This window comes from Streptomyces sp. NPDC060035 (assembly GCF_042736635.1).
Classification (GTDB): domain Bacteria; phylum Actinomycetota; class Actinomycetes; order Streptomycetales; family Streptomycetaceae; genus Streptomyces.
Genome location: NZ_JBHWVO010000034.1, coordinates 22,962 through 43,395 on the forward strand (window position 1 = coordinate 22,962; position 20,434 = coordinate 43,395).

Genomic DNA, 20,434 nt, shown 5'->3' on the forward strand with positions numbered 1-20,434 from the left:
TCACCTCAGGTCACTTCAGGTAGGCACCCGCGCTCCCGATCCTGCCCGGGGCCGCGTTCCTGCCGCCGAGGTCGAGGACGTACACCCGCAGATTGCCCTTGCCCGGTGCCGGGACGGCGAGCGTGCCGCCCGTCACCACCTGGGTGTCCCCGGTGACGGCGTCCTTGTAGGTGCCGTTGGGGATGCCCGTGTACGTGGCACTGCCGGTGACCGTCACCAGCGCGAAGCTGTCCGTGCCGCTCGCCGCGTCGGTGTAGCGGCGCTTGTACGCCATCGACCCGGTGATGCCCTCGGTGGAGTACTGGCCCATCTGCAGGGCCGGTACGGCCCGTCGTATCTCGTTGAGCCGCTGCACATGCTTGACCAGCGGCTTCGCGAGGGTGTCGGCTACCGTGCCGGTCGCCGAGGAGACCTTGCTGAAGTCGGATGCCTCGACGTCACCCGCGAGTTGGTCGCCGAAGTACGCGCGACCGGTCGTCGCCAGCGGGCAGGTGGGCCCGCAGTCGATCTTCTTGCCGGCCTGGAACTCGACCTCGGAGCCGTAGTAGAGCGTGGGGATGCCCCGGAAGGTCCACATCAGGGACATGTTCTCGGCCCAGGCATCGGTGCCGCCCGCGTACCGTTCGCTGCTCTTGTTGGGCCCGTAGTCGTGGCTGTCGACGTACACGACGTTGTAGGTGGCGTCGTTGTAGCTGTCGTCGGAGTCCTTGCCGTTGTTGTACGCGTTGTTGGCGTCACCGAAGTTCATGTGCATGCGCATGTCGATGACGTTCATCCCGGAGAACTTGCTGTGGTCCGGTGCGTGGTAGGCGTTGCCGTTCAGGAAGGCGTTGGTGGAGGTCGGCTGGGAGCCGGTGCCCTGCTGCTGTTCGTAGTCGTACATCTCCAGCGCGGCCTTCTCGTCGTCCGCGTTGTACTCCTTGCGTTCCTTCCAGGTGTAGAACTGCGCGGAGTGGTTGACCGAGCCGCGGTTCCACTTGTCGTTGACGAAGGCCGCGACCTCACCGAAGACGAAGAAGTTCTTCGCGGCCTCGGCACCGAACTGCTGGGTGACGCGCTCCTGGATCGCCGGCAGGAAGCGGCGGTTCCAGGTGGTACGGGGGATGTGCACGGCGGTATCGACCCGGAAGCCGTCCACGCCCATGTCGATGTACTTGTTGTAGGCGCCGATCAGGTAGTTCTGGACGGGTGCGCTCTCGGTGTTGAAGTCGGCGAGATCGTCGTGCAGCCAGCAGCTGCGGGAGTCCTCGCCCTCCCAGTTCCCGATCCAGCAGTTGTGGTAGTACGCCTTGGGGAACATGCCCGAAGTAGGGTTGGGCCACTGGCAGTTGTAGATCCGGTACCCCTCGGGCGAGGTGTACTGGGTGGGCGTTCCCCAGTTGACGCAGGTGTTGCCCGAGGGCTCGGCGGTGGACCACAGATCGCCGTTGTAGTACGACTTCCCGGACTTGGGCTCGACGGTCAGGCCGTCGTACTCGAAGCCGTCGTTCTTCTCGTCGTAGAACCAGCTCCACTGGGTGTCGCGGACTCCGTACACCGTCGGGGTGAACAGGCCCTTGGCGCCCCAGCGCGAGGAGTGGTTGTAGACGACGTCCTGGTAGATCTTCATGCCCTTGGCGTGGGCCGCGTTGATGAGGTCCTGGTAGGAGGCACCGGCGGACTCCAGCCGGGAGTCGACCTCGTAGAAGTCGTAGCCGTGGTAGCCGTGGTAGTCGTAGTCGGACCGGTTCAGCACCACCGGGGTGATCCAGACGGCCGACATGCCGAGGCCCTTGATGTAGTCGAGCTTGTTGACCAGGCCCTTGAAGTCGCCCCGGAACATGGGGTCGTTGTTGGCCGCGTTGCCCGACTTCCCGTGCTGGTTCCCGCCCCGGTTGTTGGAGGTGTCACCGTCGTTGAAGCGGGCGGTGAGCACGAAGTAGATCGGGTCCTTGCGGGGATCGGTTCCCAGCGGTTCCCCGGACGCGGGTGCCGCGGGCTTCTCGCCGGTGGTTGCGGTGGCGGCGGCCGAGGCGGCCGACACGTTTCCGGCGGCGTCGACGGCCTTGACCGTGTAGCTGTAGGCCGTCTTCTCCTCCAGCCCGGTGTCGGAGTACACCGTGGAGCCGACGTCGGTGACCATCGTGCCCTTCGTGCCTCCGGTCCGTGTCACCTGGTACTTCGTCACACCGCGGTCATCGGTGGACGGGTCCCAGGTCAGCACGACGGAGACACCGTCGGCGTCGGCGGTCACCTTCGTGGGCAGGGTCGGGGCCTGGGTGTCCGGGACCTCGGCGGCGCAGGGGTCCTCCGCGTCGGCCGTGACCTTCTTGTCCTTCACCGTGGTGAGCCCGGCGGGGACCGTGTAGTTGGCGCCGTTGTTGTTGTCCCACACCCCGTTGCCGTTGTTGAACGTGGCCAGCATCGTGGTCGCCGTGCCGAGGTCGACGGACTTCTTCACCCAGCCGGTACAGGCGGCCTCCATCCCCACGCCGGGCACGGTGGTCCATGTGCCGCCCGCCGGCTGGTAGTGCAGATTGGTGGTCGTCCAGCCGACCGTGGCGGTCGAGTAGTAGACCGCCGCAGTGTGTGTCTCATCGGGATCGGAGGTCGGTTCGGGGTCCGTACCGGTGTCTGCGCACGGGTCGCTGTGGGCCACCACGCCGTCCTTGACGGTGATGTCGCCGGTGCCCAGGGTGTAGTTCTTCCCGGCGTTGTTGTCCCAGACGCCCGAACCGTTGTTGAACGTCGCGGCCAGGCCCGAGGCGCTGCCCAGGCTGACGGTCCGCTTCACCCAGTCCGTGCACGCGGCCTCCATCGCCACGCCCGGCGCGGTGGTCCAGGAGCCGCCGTCGGGTGCGTAGTGGAGTTTGTACGCGGACCAGTCCTTGGTCTTCGTGTAGTAGAAGACGGTCGCGGTGGACTCCGAAGAGGCCGCGGGCACGGCCGAATCGGGACCCGCGGCCTTCGGCACCGCGGTCAGGAGCCCCAGCATCACGGTGGCTGCGACGGCCGCTCCCAGGGGGCGTCCGAGCAGCCGGGTGGGGGTGCGTTTCATGTGTTGTGTCTCCAGGGGAGGGCCGCGGGCGGGTGGACCGCGGCTGCCAACAGCACATCCGCTCCGCGAGCGGCTGCGAGGATCCCGCCGGAGAACCCGGACGCGCCTCGGGGTTCGGGCGAGCAGTACGTCTGGCAGCAAGCGCTGTCAGAATATTGCTGCAATCTTTTGCAGTGAGGAAGTTACCCGTGCATGACAGGCTCGTAAAGAGGTTGCGTAGAGGCAGCTGACTGCGGGGCGCAGGCGGAATGGCGGACTGCCCGCCGGCGTTCGGATGTTCATGACCTACTTCGTCGACGTGACGGTGCGCGGCTACGAGCTCGACACCCAGGGCCACCTCAACCAGGCCGTCTATCTCCAGTACGCGGAACACGCGCGCTGGGAGCTATTGCGGGCCGCCGGACTGCCCCAGGAGAAGCTGGTGGCCGACGGAGTCGGCCCGGTGCAGCTGGAAGTGACGGTGAAGTACCTGCGGGAACTGCGTGGCGGGGACAGGGTGCGGGTGAGCTGCACGTTCGTCTACGGTGCGGGCAAGACCTTCGAGGTCGTGCAGCAGATCGTCAAGGAGGACGGAACCCTGGCCGCGGACATCAGGGCCATCGGCGGCATCCTCGATCTGGCGGCCCGTCGGCTGATCGCGGATCCGGCCGGGCGTCTCGCCTCGCTGGCCGAGAAGCCGGACCTCCTCGGCATCCCCGCCTGACCGGGCCGGGCGGCTCAGCCGACCGTGCCGCCCGACTCCAGCTTCGTGATCGCCCGCGCGAGCCGGGCAGCCCTCAGCTCGGGCGTTCTCGCCTTGAGGAGCTCGAGAATCACCAGGTACCTGTCCGTTCTGCCGAGCTCCTCGAACCGCTGCGCCGCCCGGGAGCCGGCGGTCAGTGCGGCCGCGAGATCGGCGGGCACGGTGGCCTCCTTCTGCGAGGGGTACGCCGCGGCCCACCGCCCGTCCTCCTGCGCGGCCCGCACTTCGGCCAGCCCCGGCTCCCGCATCAGGCCGGCCGCCGTCAGCGCCTCGACCTTGCGTACGTTGACCTGGGACCAGTGGCCGCCCTTGCGGCGGCGCGAGATCCGCTGCAGGTAGTACTCCCCGTCGAGGGACTTGCGCTGCCCGTCGATCCAGCCGTAGCAGAGCACGGTGTCGATGACCTCGGCGGCCGTGACGGACGCGATGCCCGTGCTCTTCTTCGCGAGCTTCACCCACAGGTCCGACCGCACCCCGTGATGGCGCTCCAGCCAGGCCCTCAGTTCTGCGACCCGCTCGAAGAACTGCGGCTCCGCACCGGGTTCCGTGCCGTCGGCCATGGTCATGTCCGCCTCCTCCACGGGAATCTCCCGAGCTCCTGAGGATCACGCTAGGCGCCCTGTAGGACAGTTTCCGTCCTATAGGGCGCCCAAGCGATCGGTGTCAGGCGGAAGCGGCGAACCGATGGGTTCCCGATCCGGCGGCGAAGACCGCACACCCGTCGTCCAGGCGGAGGAACGTCGCGGAGCCCTGGCCGGCGCTGCGCTCGTCCCCGCCCGGTATCCATACCTCGGCGGTCGTGTTGGCAGGCAGGACGACCCTGAGCGCGAAGCCGTCCGCGTCCGCCTTCCAGCGCGTCGTGACCGGCCCGTACAGGGAGTCGAACCGGCCCTCGGCCTGCGTCACCCCGCCGCCCGGACGCGGCCGCACGATGATCTTCCGGAAGCCGGGGCTCCCCGGTGCGATGCCCGCGATGTTCGCGTACATCCACTCACCCACCGAGCCGTACGCGTAGTGGTTGAAGGAGTTCATCCCGGCGTCCTGGAAGCTGCCGTCCGGCCGGATGGAGTCCCAGCGCTCCCACATCGTGGTGGCACCCCGGTCGATCTGGTAGCCCCAGCTCGGGAAGGTCCGCTGCATCAGCAGCCGGTAGGCGACATCCGTGTGCCCGGTGTCGGTCAGCACCGGCAGCAGCCGCGGGGTTCCGAGGAATCCCGTCGACAGATGCCAGTCCTTCGCCTCGATGAGCGCGACCAGCCTGTCGGCCGCCGGCCCGCGGTCGCCCTCCGTCAGCAGATCCATGGACAGGGCCAGTACATAGGCTGTCTGCGTATCGCCCTTGACGCGCCCGCCGGCGGTCACATACGCGGCCCGGAACGCGTCGCGCACCCGGCCGTGGAGACTCCGGTAGGGCGCCGGGTCCTTGCCCAGTGCTTCGGCGATGCGGGCGACGAGGTCGGCGCTGTGGGCGAAGTACGCCGTGCCGATGACGTCCTTGGGCGTCTCGTCCTCGATGTTGAGCCAGTCGCCGTAGCCGTCGGCGGGCCGCAGGAGCCCGGTGCTGTGTGCCTCCAGGTACTCCAGCCACTTCAGCATCGAGGACCAGGACTGCTCCAGGACCCGCACATCGCCGTACGCCTGGTACAGCGCCCACGGCACGGTCACCCCCGCATCGCCCCAGCCCGCCGCCCCGCTGCCGACGCCCGGGAGGTCCGGGGCGACGTTCGGGAAGGCGCCGTCGGCGACCTGGTCGTCCCGCAGGTCGTAGAGCCACTTGGTGAGGAACCGCGCCGACTCCATCGTGTACGCGGCGGTGGGCGCGAAGACGTTGATGTCACCGGTCCAGCCGAGGCGCTCGTCCCGCGCGGGGGTGTCCGTCGGAATGGAGAGGAAGTTGCCGCGCTGCCCCCAGGTGATGTTGCTGTGGAGCTGGTTGAGCATGGGCACATCGGTCGTGAAGTCCATGGTGAACGGCGCCGAGGTGTGGATGACCCGGCCAACGACCGCGTCGGGGCCCGGCCGGCCGGGATAGCCCGTCACCTCGACATAGCGGAAGCCGTGGAACGTGAAGCGGGGTTCGTACGTCTCCCGGCCGCCGCCCTTGAGCGTGTACGTGTCCGTGGCGCGGGCGGTGCGCAGGTTGGTCGTGTAGATCGTGCCGTCCGGGTTCAGGACCTCGGCATGCCGCAGTCGCACTCTCGTGCCGGCCGGTCCCGACACGGTGAGTCTCGGGGTGCCCACCATGTTCTGGCCGAGGTCGAACACGAACACACCGGGCTCGGGCTCGGTCACCTCACGGGCCGTCAGTTCACGCTCGACACGGCATGCTCCGTCCACTTCGGCCACGAGCGCCGCACTGATGTCGTCCACCTGATCGGCGGCGAGCCACCCCGACGCGTCGAAGCCGGGGCGCGTCCAGCCGTCGGTCTCCAGCCGGGCGTCGTACTCCTCGCCCGCCATGAGATCGGCGCCGGTGATGGGCCCGGTCGCGGCGAGCCAGTCGGTCCCCGACACGACCCGCTCGGTGGAGCCGTCCGTGAAGGTGACCTCCAACTGGGCCAGAACGGCAGGCTGATCGCCGTACTGATGCGGCCCGAACCAGGCGATGTTGCCGGCGTACCAGCCTGTCGCGAGCGTGACCCCGAGTGCGTTTCCGCCCGGTGCGAGCAGTCCGGTCACGTCGTACGTCTGGTACTGGACACGCTTGTTGTAGTCGGTCCAGCCGGGTGCGAGCCGGTCCTCGCCGACCCGCCTGCCGTTGAGGAACACCTCGTACAGCCCGAGGGCGGTCGAGTACAGCCTGGCGCGCGCCACACGTTTGCGGCCGAGCCGGAACTCCTTGCGCAGTTGGGTGGCGGGGGAGTGTGCCACCTGTACACGGCCCCAGGGCCCGGAACCCCAGGGGGCGAGGACCTTGGCGGCGGACCATGCGCTGTCGTCGTAGGCGCCGGACTCCCAGTCCCCCGACGGCTCTTTGTCGGTGGTCCGCCAGTCGGCGCCGGTGGCCAGGGTGACCACACCGTCAGCGGTGGTCAGCTCCAGCACGCCGAGCAGTCCGGCGGGTCCCTCCTCCGCATTGGTGGCCGACACGGCGATCACCTGGACACCCGGGGAGAGCCGGGCCGTCACATCCGTCAGGACGGGCCGCTGCCAGTTCCTGGCGGGGCCGTCCGCCTCGGTGTGTGCCACCTCCACCCCGTTCACCCGGGCGGTGAAGCCGTCATCGGCCGTCATGACCAGGCGGGCGCGGGTGACACCGGCCGGAACCTCCACCCGGCCCCGGAACCACCGGGTGGCCGCGGGCGCACTGGCGGCCGGATCGCCTTCGGGGAACCAGATCCATGAGGCGCCGTCCAGTGCGGGCGTACCGGTCAGCGCGGCCGGCGCACCGATCCACCCGGCCGACCAGTCGGAGTCGGCCAGGAGCCCGGTCTCCCACCAGGACGGCTCGCTCCACGCGGAGTCCTGCCCGCCGGAATCCCATACACGCACCGACCAGTGGTAACGCGTACGGGACACCGGCTCCGGGCCTGCGTACGGGACCAGCACCGACTGGGCGGATTCAATCTTGCCGCTGTCCCAGACGTCGGGCTTCCCGAGGCGGTCCGGGGTGGTGGCGACCCGCACCTGATAGGCGGTCTGGCTCCGGCCGGGGCGGTCGGACGCGACGGGCCAGCTCAGCCTCGGACGCGGGGTGTCGAGGCCGAGAGGGTGGCGTACGTATTCGACGGTCGGTTCGGTGACACGGGCCCGGCCGGCGGCGGCCTGCGCCGGTCCGGCTGCGTGGGCGGGGGCGGACACGGCAGCGAGCGCTGCGGTGGCGGCGGTGGTGCTGAGCAGTCGTCTTCTGCTGATCACAACTCGGCTCCGTAACGACGCGGTGATGAATCGTTTCAGTCATGTGAAGCTAGGGTTGTGTTCGGTCCCTGTCAAGGGTTCCTTCGTGATCGAGGTGCTTCTGGCTTGATGGTTGAAAGCCTGCTGTGTGCAGCATTGACGTCCATGTCGGAGCGGGTCTATCTTCGCCCGCGGGAGCTTGTTGAAACCTTTCACGCGATCGGCCGAATGGGCCTGCCCCGGTACTGATCGTTGCGCTGTCCGGCTGACGTGGCTCAAGGCGCGCCCCGGATGTGGACGAAAGGTCAGGTGTTCGCACCTCGCGGACCTGTCCTTGTCCGCGATCGGCTCCTCCACGTCAAGGGAGAACGCATGCGCCTGCGCGCCCACTGGGCACCGGCCGCTCTACTGCTGATCGTCCCGCTGATCGGCACCACTTCGGCCACGGCCGACACCGGCGACACTCTTGTGCCGGTGCAGAAGTCGTCCCGGGCTGTGCCCGGTCAGTACATCGTCACCCTGGCGCCCGCGCAGACGGCGGACGTCATGGCCAAGCAGCTCGGGCTCACCACGCTGTTCACGTACAGCAAGGTCCTGCACGGCTTCGCGGCTTCGCTCACCCCTGCTCAGCTCGAGAAGGTGCGTGGCACGGCAGGCATCCAGGCCGTCGAGGAGAACAGCGAGGCCTCCGTTGCTCCCCCGCCCGCCGCGAACGGGACGGCCGGTGCCCTCGCGGCGGCCACGAGTTGGGGACTGGACCGCATCGACCAGCGGAATCTGCCCCTGGACTCCATGTACAACGCCACCCGCACGGGCGCCGGGGTGACGGCCTACATCGTCGACACCGGCATCGAATCCGCCCACAGCGAGTTCGGTGACCGGGTGGGCCCGGGCTTCGACGTCATCGGCGACGGCCGGAACGCCCAGGACTGTCACGGCCACGGCACACATGTGGCCGGCACGGTCGGTGGCGCGTCCTACGGCGTCGCGCCCTCCGCCCTGCTCGTCCCCGTTCGGGTGCTCAACTGCGAGGGGTCGGGAACCTGGGCCGGGATCATCGCGGGGCTCGACTGGATCGCAGAGAACGTCCAGAAGCCCGCCGTGGTCAACGCCTCGCTCGGCGGAACGTCGTCCGCGGCGGTCGATGACGCGTTCGACGGACTCGCCGAGCAGGGCATCCTGCCCGTCGTCGCGGCGGGGAACGAGAGCCAGGACGCCTGCAACGTCTCCCCGGCGGGCGCCGGCCAGGTGGTTACCGTGGGTGCCAGTGACGACCAGGACCGGCAGGCGGGCTTCAGTAACTGGGGCACTTGTGTGGAGGTGTACGCCCCCGGGGTCGACATCGTCTCCGCCAGGCTCGGCGGCGGATCCACCACGCTGAGCGGCACGTCCATGGCCAGTCCGCATGTCGCGGGGGTTGCCGCCCTCTACCTGGAGCAGAACCCGGCCGCGGCGCCGCAGGCGGTCACCGACTGGGTCACCGGCCAGTCGACGACCGGTGTGCTGGCGAATCTGGGTACAGGCTCACCCGACCGGCTTCTGTACACCGGCGGTCTCTGACCCCCGGTCCGGCCGATCACTGATCCTCTCCATCGGAGCGGGGTCCGCGTCCTGCGGGCCCCGCTCTGGGCTGTGCCCTGGAGCAGGCACTTTGCGGCGCCTTCCATATACGCGCAAATGGCTTGCGCTCATTGCGCTGCCTTGCAGTTTCGCTGCTTCCACTTCTTGCCCGCCCAAGTCTCCCTACCGGCTGGGGGCTTGCTCTCAAATTGCTCCTCGTGCCGGATCGCTCGGTTCTGTCCCAACGGTGGACGCTCTCGCAGTTTTCTGCAATTCTCTGACCGCAAAACGCAAATCTCATGCTCAGTGAGCGCAGAAACAGGTGTCACCGAGCCGAGCAGACAGAGCCGCGCCCTCGACGCGCTCCGCGCCGAGGCCGAAGATCGGGGACCTATGAGAGCCAAACGCTGGAGATGGCGGGTCGTTTCCGCCGCGGTCACCACCAGTCTTCTGATGATCGGATGGCCGTCGCTCGCCGCCTCGGCGGCCGACGGCCCCAGCATCGCCGCGGGCAGGGCCGCGGCGGCGAGCAGTACCGGCGAGGGACGCACCGCCCGGAGTGTGACGGACGGCAACCAGTCGACGTACTGGGAGGGATCCGGCGGCTCACTTCCGCAGTGGGTGCAGACCGACCTCGGCCCGGACTCCCGGATCGACGAGGTGACGCTGAAACTCCCCGCAGGGTGGGAGAGCAGAAAGCAGACCCTCTCCATCCAGGGGAGCGCGGACGGCACGAGCTTCTCCACCCTGAAGACCTCGGGGACGTACACCTTCAGCCCCGGTACGTCCAACAAGGTGACGATCGCCTTCCCCGCCACGAAGACCCGCTTCGTGCGGGTGAACATCACGGCCAACACGGCAGGACGCAACGCCCAGCTCGCCGAACTGGAGGTCAGCGAGGCCGAGGAGTCGTCGGTGGACCTCGCCGCCGGCAAGACCCTCACAGCGAGCAGCCACACCGAGACGTACGTGGCGGCCCAGGGCAACGACGGCAACCGGGCCAGCTATTGGGAGAGCAGGAACAACGCCCTCCCGCAGTGGATCCAGGCGGACCTCGGCTCCTCCGTCCGGGTCGACCGGGTCGTGCTGCGCCTGCCCGACGGCTGGCCGCAGCGGACCCAGACACTGAAGATCCAGGGAAGCGCCAACGGTTCGGACTTCAGTGACCTGACCGCGTCCCAGGCGTACAGCTTCAACGCCGCGGGCGGGCAGTCGGCGACCATCTCCTTCGATGCCACCACCACCCGCTACGTTCGGGTACTGGTCACCGCCAACTCGGTCCAGCCGGCCGCACAGGTCTCCGAACTGGAGGTCTACGGCCCCGAGACCGGGGACACCCAGGCACCCACAGCCCCCGCCGACCTGGCCTTCACCGAGCCGTCCACCGGGCAGATCAGACTGACCTGGAAGGCGTCCTCGGACGACACAGGCGTCACCGGCTACGACATCTACGCCGGCAACACGCTGCTGACCGGTGTGGCGGGCAACGTCACCACGTACACCGACACCAGGCCGGCCGACGAGAGCGTCTCCTACTACGTCCGGGCCCGGGACGCGGCGGGCAACGAGTCGGGCAACAGCAACACCGTCACCCGCACGGGTGGCTCCGGTGACACGCAGGCACCCACCGCCCCCTCGGGACTGGCCTTCACCGAGCCGTCCACCGGGCAGATCAGGCTGGCCTGGCAGGCGTCCTCGGACAACAAGGGCGTGACCGGCTACGACGTCTACGCCAACAACGTGCTCCGCAAGAGCGTGGCCGGTGACGTCACGACGTACACCGACGCCCAGCCGGCCGGCGCCACGGTCACCTACGTGGTGCGGGCCAAGGACGCGGCCGGCAACATATCCGTCGCGAGCAACTCCGTGACCCGTAACGGTTCCACGACCGTCGCGTCCAATCTCGCCGTCTCCAAGCCGATCACCGCATCCTCGGTGATCCACACCTTCGTCGCGGCGAATGCCAACGACAACTCCCTCACCACCTACTGGGAGGGCGCGGGCGGCAGCTACCCCAACACCCTCACCGTGAAGCTGGGCTCCAACGCCGACACCGAGAGCGTCGTCGTCAAGCTCAACCCCGACAGCATCTGGGGCGCACGCACCCAGAACATCGAGGTTCTCGGACGGGAGCAGAACGCCACGTCCTTCACGAGCCTGGCCGCCGCCAGGAACTACGCGTTCGACCCGGTGACCGGCAACACGGTGACGATTGCGGTCACCGCCAGGGTCGCCGACGTCCAGCTGAAGTTCACCTCCAACACCGGGTCCGGAGCCGGTCAGGTCGCCGAGTTCCAGGTGCTGGGCGCTCCGGCCCCCAACCCGGACCTGCAGGTCTCGGCAGTCGGCGCCTCCCCGGCCGCGCCGGTGGAGTCCGACGAGATCACGCTGTCGGCGACCGTGCGCAACACGGGCGCCCTCGCCGCGCCCGCGGGCAAGCTCGACTTCGAGCTGGGCGGCTCCAAGGTCGCCACCGCCTCGGTGGGCGCTCTGGCCGCCGGTGCCTCCGCACAGGTCACCGCCGGTATCGGAGCGCGCGACGCGGGCAGTTACACGCTGGGCGCGGTCGTCGACCCGGCGGGTTCGATCATCGAGGAGAACGAGACCAACAATCGCTACACCAGCAGTGCCCCGCTGGTCGTGAAGCCGGTCTCCAGCTCCGACCTCGTCGCGAGCGCGGTCACCACCTCGCCGTCCGCCCCGGCCGACGGCGACACCGTGACCTTCTCCGTCGCTCTCAGGAACCAGGGCACCGTGGCCTCCGCGAGCGGCAGCCACGGCATCACCCTGCAGCTGATCGACGCCAAGGGCGTCACGGTCAAGACCCTCACCGGCGCGCACAGCGGCGCCATCGCGGCGGGCTCCACGACGCCGCCGGTATCCCTCGGCACCTGGACGGCGGCCAACGGCTCGTACACGGTGAAGGTGGTGATCGCCGACGACGCCAACGAACTCCCGGTGAAGCGCGAGAACAACACCCGCACCGAGTCGCTGTTCGTCGGACGCGGCGCCGACATGCCGTACGACATGTACGAGGCGGAGGACGGTGTCACGGGTGGTGGCGCCAGGGTGGCCGGACCCAACAGGACCGTCGGCGACATCGCCGGCGAGGCGTCCGGACGCAAGGCGGTCACTCTCGACAGCACCGGCAACTACGTCGAGTTCACCACGCGGGCGTCCACGAACACCCTGGTCACCCGGTTCTCCATCCCGGACTCCGCGGGTGGCGGCGGCATCGAATCGAAGCTGAACGTCTACGTGGACGGCACCTTCCTGAAGGCCATCGACCTCACGTCGAAGTACGCATGGCTGTACGGGAACGAGACCGGACCCGGCAACTCCCCGGGTGCGGGAGCGCCCCGGCACATCTATGACGAGGCGAACGTCATGCTGGGCAGGACCGTTCCGGCGGGCAGCAGGATCCGGTTGCAGAAGGACGCGGCCAACACCAGCACCTACGCGATCGACTTCGTCAGCCTGGAGCAGGTCGCCCAGGTGGCCAACCCGGATCCGGCGACCTACACGGTGCCCGTCGGCTTCACGCACCAGGACGTCCAGAACGCCCTCGACAAGGTCCGGATGGACACCACAGGTGCTCTCGTGGGTGTCTACCTGCCGGCCGGTGACTATTCCACGGCGAGCAAGTTCCAGGTCTACGGCAAGGCCGTGAAAGTCGTCGGCGCGGGTCCCTGGTACACCCGGTTCCATGCTCCGTCCATGCAGGACAACACCGACATCGGGTTCCGTGCGGAGGCCAGTGCGAAGGGTTCGTCGTTCTCGAACTTCGCGTACTTCGGCAACTACACCTCCCGCATCGACGGACCGGGCAAGGTGTTCGACTTCTCCAACGTCTCGGACATCCTGATCGACAACATCTGGAACGAGCACATGGTGTGCCTCTACTGGGGCGCCAACACCGACAACGTCACCATCAAGAACTCCCGGATCCGCGACATGTTCGCCGACGGCATCAACATGACCAACGGATCCACCGACAACCACGTCACCAACAACGAGGCGCGGGCCACCGGGGACGACAGCTTCGCACTGTTCTCGGCGATCGACGGTGGCGGCTCGGACATGAAGAACAACGTGTACGAGAACCTGACGTCCATCCTCACCTGGCGGGCCGCGGGTGTGGCCGTGTACGGCGGGTACGACAACACCTTCCGCAACATCCACATCGCCGACACCCTGGTGTACTCGGGTATCACGGTCAGTTCACTGGACTTCGGCTATCCGATGAATGGATTCGGGACCGGCCCCACGGCGATCGAGAACGTGTCGATCGTGCGGTCGGGCGGGCACTTCTGGGGGTCGCAGACCTTCCCGGGCATCTGGCTGTTCTCGGCCTCCAAGGTGTTCCAGGGCATCCGGATCTCCCATGTGGACATCGTCGATCCGACGTACAGCGGGATCATGTTCCAGACGAACTACGTCGGTGGACAGCCCCAGTTCCCGATCAAGGACACGGTGCTCACCGACATCTCGATCACCGGAGCACGCAAGAGCGGTGACGCGTTCGACGCGAAGTCCGGATTCGGGCTCTGGGCCAACGAGATGCCCGAGACGGGCCAGGGCCCGGCGGTCGGCGAGGTCACGTTCAACGGGCTGAAGCTGAGCGGCAACGCCCAGGACGTGAAGAACACCACCTCCACCTTCAAGATCAACATCAACCCGTAGGAGGTACGCGGGAAAGGGGCAGGAATGTGAGGGGGTGCCTCGCGGCTTCCGTGAGGCACCCCACCTGCGTACACTCTTTGCATCGATAAGTCGGCTGCTTGCAAGATTTGCGCTAGCGTTGCGGTCATGACGCGACGACTTGCCCAGGTGGCGAAGAAGGTAGGGGTCAGCGAGGCCACGGTCAGCCGGGTGCTCAACGGCAAGCCCGGAGTCTCGCGGACGACCCGCGAATCGGTGCTGACGGCACTCGATGTGCTCGGATACGAGCGGCCGACCCAGCTGCGCGGCGAGCGGGCCCGGCTCGTCGGCCTCGTCCTGCCCGAACTGCAGAACCCGATCTTTCCGGCGTTCGCCGAGGTGATCGGGGGCTCCCTCGCGCAGCAGGGGCTCACGCCCGTGCTGTGCACCCAGACCAAGGGGGGCGTCTCGGAGGCCGACTACGTCGAGCTGCTCCTCCAGCAGCAGGTGTCCGGTGTCGTCTTCGCGGGAGGGCTCTTCGCACAGGCCGACGAGCCGCACGACCACTACCGGCGGCTCGCCGACCGCCGCATCCCGGTCGTGCTGATCAACGCGTCCATCGAGGGGCTGGACTTCCCCTGTGTGTCGTGCGACGACGCCGTCGCGATCGAACAGGCGTGGCGGCACCTGGTGTCCCTCGGGCACGAGCGCATCGGCCTGGTGCTCGGCCCCTCCGACCACGTCCCCTCCCGGCGCAAGCTGGCCGCCGCGCTCGCCCTCACGGGAGCGCTCCCGCCGGAGCGCGTCGAGCGCTCCATGTTCTCCCTGGAAGGGGGCCAGGCCGCGGCCTCGCGCCTGCTGGAGCGGGGTGTCACCGGGATCGTCTGTGCCAGCGACCCGCTGGCGCTCGGTGCCGTGCGCGCCGCCCGCAGGAGGGGTCTCGCAGTCCCCTCGGACGTCTCGGTCGTCGGCTTCGACGACTCCGCGTTCATGAGCTGCACCGAACCGCCGCTGACCACGGTCCGTCAGCCCATCGAGGCGATGGGGCGGGCGGCCGTCGAGTTGCTCTGCGCGCTGATCCAGGGTGGCACCGTGCCGCCCGGCGAGCTCCTCTTCGAGCCGGAGCTGGTGGTCCGCGGTTCGACTGCGCAGGCGCGCAACTGACAGGCGTCGAGGGCGGATCGCTGTCCGTGGCGGTGGGTGCGGGCTGCTCCGGATGCGGAGGGCTGTCAAACATTTACGAAGACTGCGCGAGATATTGCGTTCACATGTCGGCGGTGGTTGAGTAAGCCGCGCCCCGGCAGAGAGTTCGCCGAGGGCCTTCCATGCTCATGCCCGAAGGGGACCACCGATGAGAAGTGCTGGGTTCCGCCGTTCTCGCACACGTCGAACCTCCGCCGCCGCGCTCGTCACCGCACTCGCCCTGACTGCTCTTGCCTCCTGTGGCACGAGCAGCAGCAACAGCGAGGACGACGAGAGCGGTTCCGGCAGCGGCTCGTCCGATCCGTCAGCACCGCTGGACCCGAAGGCCAAGGTGACGCTGTCGATCGACTGCATGCCGCCGGCCGCAAAGGCCGCGGAGCTACGGGAGTGGAAAGAGGACATCAAGGCGTTCGGCAAGATGTACCCGAACGTCAAGATCAACGGGAAGTCCACGCCCGGACAGTGCCTGGAGCCGCCGCGCTTCACGGCGATGCTCAAGGGCAAGTCGCAGCCGGACGTGTTCTACGCCTACTTCACCGACCTCCAGCAGGTGCTGGACAACGACGGGGCGGAGGACATCTCGGCGTACGTCAACGACAAGTCCGTCCCGGCGCTGAAGGAGATCCAGCCCCAGGTCCTCGACGTGGCCCGCAAGGACGGCAAGCTCTACGCCCTGCCGACCAGCAACTACACCATGGGCCTGATGATCAACCGGAAGCTGTTCACGCAGGCCGGCCTGGACCCGAACACCCCGCCGGCCACGTGGGAAGAGGTCCGCGCGGCGTCCAGGAAGATCGCGGCGCTCGGCAAGGGCATCGCCGGCTTCGGCGAGTACAGCGCGGGCAACAACGGCGGGTGGCACTTCGCCGCGACGCAGTACGGCCTCGGCGGCGACGTGGTGGACGCCAGTGGCAAGAAGGCCGCCTTCAACGACGAGAAGGGCAAGCAGGTCCTCCAGCAGCTGCACGACATGCGCTGGGAGGACAACAGCATGGGGCAGACCCAGCTGCTGAAGTGGGGCGATCTGCAGAAGCAGATATCCACCGACAAGCTCGGCATGTTCCTGGCCGCCCCCGACGACATCACGTACATGGTCCAGCAACTCGGTGCCACGTACGAGAGCTTCGGACTCGGGCCGATCCCGGGCGCCGAGGCCACCCTCTTCGGCGGCAACAACTACATGATCAAAAAGGGCAGTTCGCCCGACAGGATCAAGGCAGCCATCGCCTGGCTGAACTTCAAGACCCTCTCGCCCGGCAAGGGACAGTTCGACTGGGCCCGCACCAAGGCCGACCAGCTGCCGGTCGGGCTGCCGCAGCCGAACTTCTTCACCGGTGAGAGCAAGACCAAGGACGACGCCGCCCGGGCCGCGAACGCGACCATGCCCATCGAGAACTTCAAGGCCTTCATGGACAACCCCGTCCAGGGCAAGGCCGAGCCGCCGAAGGCACAGGAGATCTACAAGATCCTCGACGTCGCGATGTCCGGAGTGCTGACCAACAAGGACGCCGACATCGACAAGCTGCTCTCCACCGCGGAGCAGCAGGTCAACCAGGTTCTGGCGAACCAGTAACGGACGCGCGGGGCCGGGCCGCGCGGACCCGGCCCCGCAATCCCGACCGTCCGACTGCGAGCGATTGCACCGGCACCGAGGAGACACCATGTCGGCCCCTACCCTGTCCACGAGCAAGGCGAGTCCGCCACCGCCCGGACCCCGCCGCCCCGCCGGGCAGGCCCCCGCCCGCGAGGCGTTCGTGCGCGCCCTGCGCCGCAACATCTCCGCGCACGGCTTCCTGATCGGCGCGGTTCTCTGCTTCTCGTTCTTCTCCTGGTACCCCATGGTCCGGGAGTTCTTCCTGGCCTTCCAGAAGACCGAGGACGGACGTACGACCTGGGCCGGCTGGTCCAACCTGAGCTACGTCTTCAACGACCCGGCCTTCTGGCAGGCCTGGCGCAACACCCTGCTCTTCACCGTCCTGGCGCTCCTGCTGGGCTTCGCGGTCCCGTTCGTCATCGCCGTCGTACTCAACGAGTTCAGGCATGCGCAGGGGTATCTGCGGCTGCTGGTCTACCTGCCGGTCATGCTGCCGCCGGTCGCCTCCGTACTGCTCTTCAAGTACTTCTACGACCCCGGCTACGGACTCTTCAACCGCATCCTGGAATTCCTCCATCTGCCCGCCCAGCAATGGCTCCAGGACCCCGACACCTCGATGCTCTCCGTCGTCATCGCGGCCACCTGGATGAACATGGGCGGAGCCACCCTCATCTACCTCGCCGCACTCCAGGGGATCCCGGGCGAGCTGTACGAGGCGGCGGAACTCGACGGCGCCGGACTGCTGCGCAAGATCTGGCACGTCACCATTCCGCAGACCCGGCTCATCCTGTCGCTCCTGCTGCTCATGCAGATCATCGCGACGATGCAGGTATTCACCGAGCCCTTCCTGCTCACCAACGGAGCGGGTCCCGAAGGCTCCACCACGACCGTCGTCTACCTCATCTACCAGTACGCCTTCAATTTCAACAACTACGGCAGCGCGGCGGCTCTCGGACTCGTCCTGCTCGTCGTCCTCGCGGGATTCTCCGCGGTGTACGTACGGCTCAGCCGCAACAGTGAAGACTAGGACGGGAGTACGAGGATGGCATCGAACACGCTTGTCTCCCGGCGAGGTGCCGGCGGGCGCGGAGGAGGCCCCCGCGAGGCGGACCTCGGCCGCCAGCGGACCCTGATCTCACCCGCTCAGCTCGGCCGCCCCCGTGGCAAGGCCCTCTACTGGATCGTCTTCGCCGTGGTGATCGCCGCCTTCACCATCGCGTTCCTCGGGCCCCTGTACTGGATGGTCACCGGGGGACTCAAGACCACTCAGGAAGTCGTACAGAGCCCGCCCACGGCCTTCCCCACCTCGATCCACACGGAGAACTACTCCCAGGCGTGGAACGTGATGGACCTGTCCCGGCTGCTCTTCAACACCCTGTACTACGCGTTCGGCGCGCTGGCCTTCCAGCTGATCTTCGACGTGGCCGCCGCCTACTCGCTCTCCAAGCTGCGCCCGGTCTTCGGCAAGGTCATCCTCGGCATGATGCTCGCCACCCTGATGATCCCGGCGACCGTCCTCGTCGTACCGCAGTACCTCACCGTGCTCGACGTGCCGATCGTCGAGCGCAACCTGCTCAACTCGCCCTGGGCCATCTGGCTGCCGTCCGTCACGAACGCCTTCAACATCTTCCTGCTGAAGCGGTTCTTCGATTCCATCCCGCGCGAACTGCTCGACGCCGCAGCCATCGACGGCGCTTCCCCCCTGCGCACCCTGCGCTCCGTGGTGCTGCCGATCTCCCGGCCGATCCTCGGTGTCGTCTCCATCTTCGCCGTCGTCGGAGTCTGGAAGGACTTCCTCTGGCCGATGCTCACCCTGCCCGACCCGAGCAGACAGACGCTCAACGTGGGCATCTACTCACTGGCCAGCGGAGTTCCGGAAAACGTCCTCATCGCCGCGCTCACCATCGCGTCGGTCCCGACGCTGCTGATCTTCCTTCTCTTCCAGCGCAACATCATGAGCGGTCTCACCGCGGGCGGCCTCAAGGGCTAGAAGTACCCCTGCCGTCTCCCACAAGCACTCCGCCGCCGGTCCTCCCACCACGCGCCCCGTGTCCGGGGCCGGCGGCGGAGTACCACCTGCCCGAAAGGATCGCCACGTGGCAGCCATCCGTCCGACCGAGGCCACCGCAACCTGGTGGCGCGACGCCGCCATCTACCAGATCTACGTACGCAGCTTCGCCGACGGCGACGGAGACGGCACCGGCGATCTTGCGGGAGTACGGGCCAGGCTGCCCTATCTCGTGGAACTGGGCGTGGACGCCCTCTGGTTCACCCCCTGGTATCTCTCACCTCTGGCCGACGGCGGCTACGACGTGGCCGACTACCGCGCCATCGACCCGGCCTTCGGTCATCTCGCCGAAGCCGAGAAGTTGATTGCCGAAGCCCGTGAACTGGGCATACGCACCATCATCGACATCGTCCCGAACCATGTCTCCGACCGGCACAGCTGGTTCCGGGCGGCACTCGCAGCGGGCCCGGGCAGCCTCGAGCGCGATCTCTTCCACTTCAGGCCCGGACGCGGCGAGAACGGTGAGATCCCTCCCAACGACTGGGTCTCCGAATTCGGCGGCACTCCCTGGACCAGGCTCGACGACGGCCAGTGGTACCTCCACCTGTTCGCTCCCGAGCAGCCCGATCTCAACTGGGCGCACCCGGCCGTCCGCCAGGAGCACGAGGACGTCCTGCGCTTCTGGTTCGAACGGGGTGTGGCAGGTGTACGGATCGACTCGGCGGCCCTGCTCGCCAAGGACCCCGCCCTGCCGGACTTCACCGAGGGCGTCGACCCCCACCCGTACATCGACCGCGACGAACTCCACGGCATCTACCGCTCCTGGCGCGCCATCGCGGACGAGTACGAGGGCATCTTCGTCGGCGAGGTGTGGCTTCCCGACTCCGAGCGCTTCGCCCGGTACCTGCGCCCCGACGAACTGCACACCGCCTTCAACTTCACCTTCCTGGCCTGCCCCTGGGACGCCCGGCTGCTGCGTGCCGCGATCGACGACACCCTCGCCGAGCACGCACCGGTCGGTGCCCCCGCGACCTGGGTGCTGTGCAACCACGACGTGACACGCACCGTGACCCGGTACGGACGCGAGGACACCGGCTTCGACTTCGCCGCGAAGGTCTTCGGTACCCCGACCGATCTGGAGCTCGGCACCCGCAGGGCCCGGGCCGCCGCCCTGCTCTCGCTGGCACTGCCCGGCGCCGTCTACCTCTACCAGGGCGAGGAGCTCGGCCTTCCGGAGGCCGACATCCCGCGGACGCGGATCCAGGACCCCATGCACCTGCGCTCGGGCGGCGTCGACCCGGGGCGCGACGGCTGCCGGGTGCCGCTGCCGTGGTCCGACCAGGAGCCGCACGCGGGATTCGGGTCCGCGGAGGAACCCTGGCTGCCGCAGCCGGCATCCTGGCCGTCCTACGCAGCCGGTCTGCAGAGCGGCGATCCCGGCTCGATGCTCAGCCTGTACCGCGAAGCCCTGAGGCTGCGCCGCAGTGAACCGGGCTTCGCCGCGGACCCCGCGGAATCGGCGGACGGACAGCTGAACTGGCTGCCGTCGGAGCCCGGAGTGCTCGCCTTCACCCGGCCCCACGGCCTGATCTGTGCCGTGAACCTGTCCGGGGCTCCGATACCACTCCCCGACCACGCCGGGATACTGCTGACCAGTGTCCCGCTGGACGGCTCCGGCCTGCTGCCCAGTGATGCGGCGGCCTGGCTGCGGAGCTGATGTCGCCGCCGGGGCGGGCCGTCACCGTACGCACCCGGTGGCGGCCCGGCCCGAGGTGGATAGCGGGGGAGCGGAGGCTGCGGCACAGTTGTTGT

The 20,434-nt window shown here is 68.1% G+C and carries 11 protein-coding genes; 8 read left to right on the top strand and 3 right to left on the bottom strand.

Going from position 1 to position 20,434, the window contains the following annotated elements; genetic code table 11:
• Positions 1-10 precede the first annotated feature (10 nt).
• Entirely contained in the window at positions 11-3,037 is a 3,027-nt protein-coding gene (locus ACFWBQ_RS34050) for a carbohydrate binding domain-containing protein (protein WP_385506256.1), read from the bottom strand.
• A gap of 280 nt (positions 3,038-3,317) precedes the next feature.
• Here ACFWBQ_RS34050 and ACFWBQ_RS34055 point away from each other — a divergent pair, with 280 nt between their 5' ends.
• Positions 3,318-3,740 carry an acyl-CoA thioesterase gene (locus ACFWBQ_RS34055; protein ID WP_385506258.1) on the top strand — a complete coding sequence of 141 codons (423 nt, stop codon included), beginning with the start codon at positions 3,318-3,320 and terminating at the stop codon, positions 3,738-3,740.
• Positions 3,741-3,754: 14 nt separating this feature from the next.
• On the opposite strand, the gene ACFWBQ_RS34060 is transcribed toward ACFWBQ_RS34055, so the two are convergent.
• Both ACFWBQ_RS34060 and ACFWBQ_RS34065 read right to left on the bottom strand, forming a co-directional pair.
• A complete protein-coding gene (locus ACFWBQ_RS34060; RefSeq protein WP_385506261.1) occupies positions 3,755-4,345 on the bottom strand; it encodes a YdeI family protein in 591 nt (196 codons plus the stop codon).
• Positions 4,346-4,442: 97 nt separating this feature from the next.
• On the bottom strand, positions 4,443-7,637 hold the full coding sequence (locus tag ACFWBQ_RS34065; RefSeq protein WP_385506263.1) for an alpha-L-rhamnosidase: 3,195 nt from the start codon (positions 7,635-7,637) through the stop codon (positions 4,443-4,445).
• A gap of 351 nt (positions 7,638-7,988) precedes the next feature.
• Between ACFWBQ_RS34065 and ACFWBQ_RS34070 the strand changes: the two genes are divergently transcribed.
• The 7 genes from ACFWBQ_RS34070 to ACFWBQ_RS34100 all read left to right on the top strand — a co-directional run bounded on the left by ACFWBQ_RS34070 (position 7,989) and on the right by ACFWBQ_RS34100 (position 20,339).
• Complete coding sequence (locus ACFWBQ_RS34070) at positions 7,989-9,176, top strand: S8 family serine peptidase (RefSeq protein WP_385506266.1); 1,188 nt, start codon at positions 7,989-7,991, stop codon at positions 9,174-9,176.
• Between the two features lie 393 nt (positions 9,177-9,569).
• Positions 9,570-13,859, top strand: coding sequence for a discoidin domain-containing protein (locus ACFWBQ_RS34075; RefSeq protein WP_385506268.1), 4,290 nt, complete (start codon positions 9,570-9,572; stop codon positions 13,857-13,859).
• A gap of 126 nt (positions 13,860-13,985) precedes the next feature.
• Complete coding sequence (locus ACFWBQ_RS34080; RefSeq protein ID WP_385506271.1) at positions 13,986-14,981, top strand: LacI family DNA-binding transcriptional regulator; 996 nt, start codon at positions 13,986-13,988, stop codon at positions 14,979-14,981.
• A gap of 187 nt (positions 14,982-15,168) precedes the next feature.
• Entirely contained in the window at positions 15,169-16,593 is a 1,425-nt protein-coding gene (locus tag ACFWBQ_RS34085) for an extracellular solute-binding protein (protein WP_385506274.1), read from the top strand.
• Positions 16,594-16,681: 88 nt separating this feature from the next.
• A complete protein-coding gene (locus tag ACFWBQ_RS34090) occupies positions 16,682-17,641 on the top strand; it encodes a carbohydrate ABC transporter permease (protein WP_385506277.1) in 960 nt (319 codons plus the stop codon).
• A 15-nt stretch (positions 17,642-17,656) separates the two neighbouring features.
• Positions 17,657-18,604, top strand: coding sequence for a carbohydrate ABC transporter permease (locus ACFWBQ_RS34095; protein ID WP_385506279.1), 948 nt, complete (start codon positions 17,657-17,659; stop codon positions 18,602-18,604).
• 106 nt (positions 18,605-18,710) lie between these two features.
• A complete protein-coding gene (locus tag ACFWBQ_RS34100) occupies positions 18,711-20,339 on the top strand; it encodes an alpha-amylase family glycosyl hydrolase (protein ID WP_385506283.1) in 1,629 nt (542 codons plus the stop codon).
• The last annotated feature ends 95 nt before the right edge of the window (positions 20,340-20,434 follow it).

Coding starts and splice junctions, on each gene's coding strand:
- ACFWBQ_RS34050 (WP_385506256.1), bottom strand. CDS start 3,037: ATGAAACGCACCCCCACCCGGCTGCTCGGACGCCCCCTGGGAGCGGCC.
- ACFWBQ_RS34055 (WP_385506258.1), top strand. CDS start 3,318: ATGACCTACTTCGTCGACGTGACGGTGCGCGGCTACGAGCTCGACACC.
- ACFWBQ_RS34060 (WP_385506261.1), bottom strand. CDS start 4,345: ATGACCATGGCCGACGGCACGGAACCCGGTGCGGAGCCGCAGTTCTTC.
- ACFWBQ_RS34070 (WP_385506266.1), top strand. CDS start 7,989: ATGCGCCTGCGCGCCCACTGGGCACCGGCCGCTCTACTGCTGATCGTC.
- ACFWBQ_RS34075 (WP_385506268.1), top strand. CDS start 9,570: ATGAGAGCCAAACGCTGGAGATGGCGGGTCGTTTCCGCCGCGGTCACC.
- ACFWBQ_RS34080 (WP_385506271.1), top strand. CDS start 13,986: ATGACGCGACGACTTGCCCAGGTGGCGAAGAAGGTAGGGGTCAGCGAG.
- ACFWBQ_RS34085 (WP_385506274.1), top strand. CDS start 15,169: ATGAGAAGTGCTGGGTTCCGCCGTTCTCGCACACGTCGAACCTCCGCC.
- ACFWBQ_RS34090 (WP_385506277.1), top strand. CDS start 16,682: ATGTCGGCCCCTACCCTGTCCACGAGCAAGGCGAGTCCGCCACCGCCC.
- ACFWBQ_RS34095 (WP_385506279.1), top strand. CDS start 17,657: ATGGCATCGAACACGCTTGTCTCCCGGCGAGGTGCCGGCGGGCGCGGA.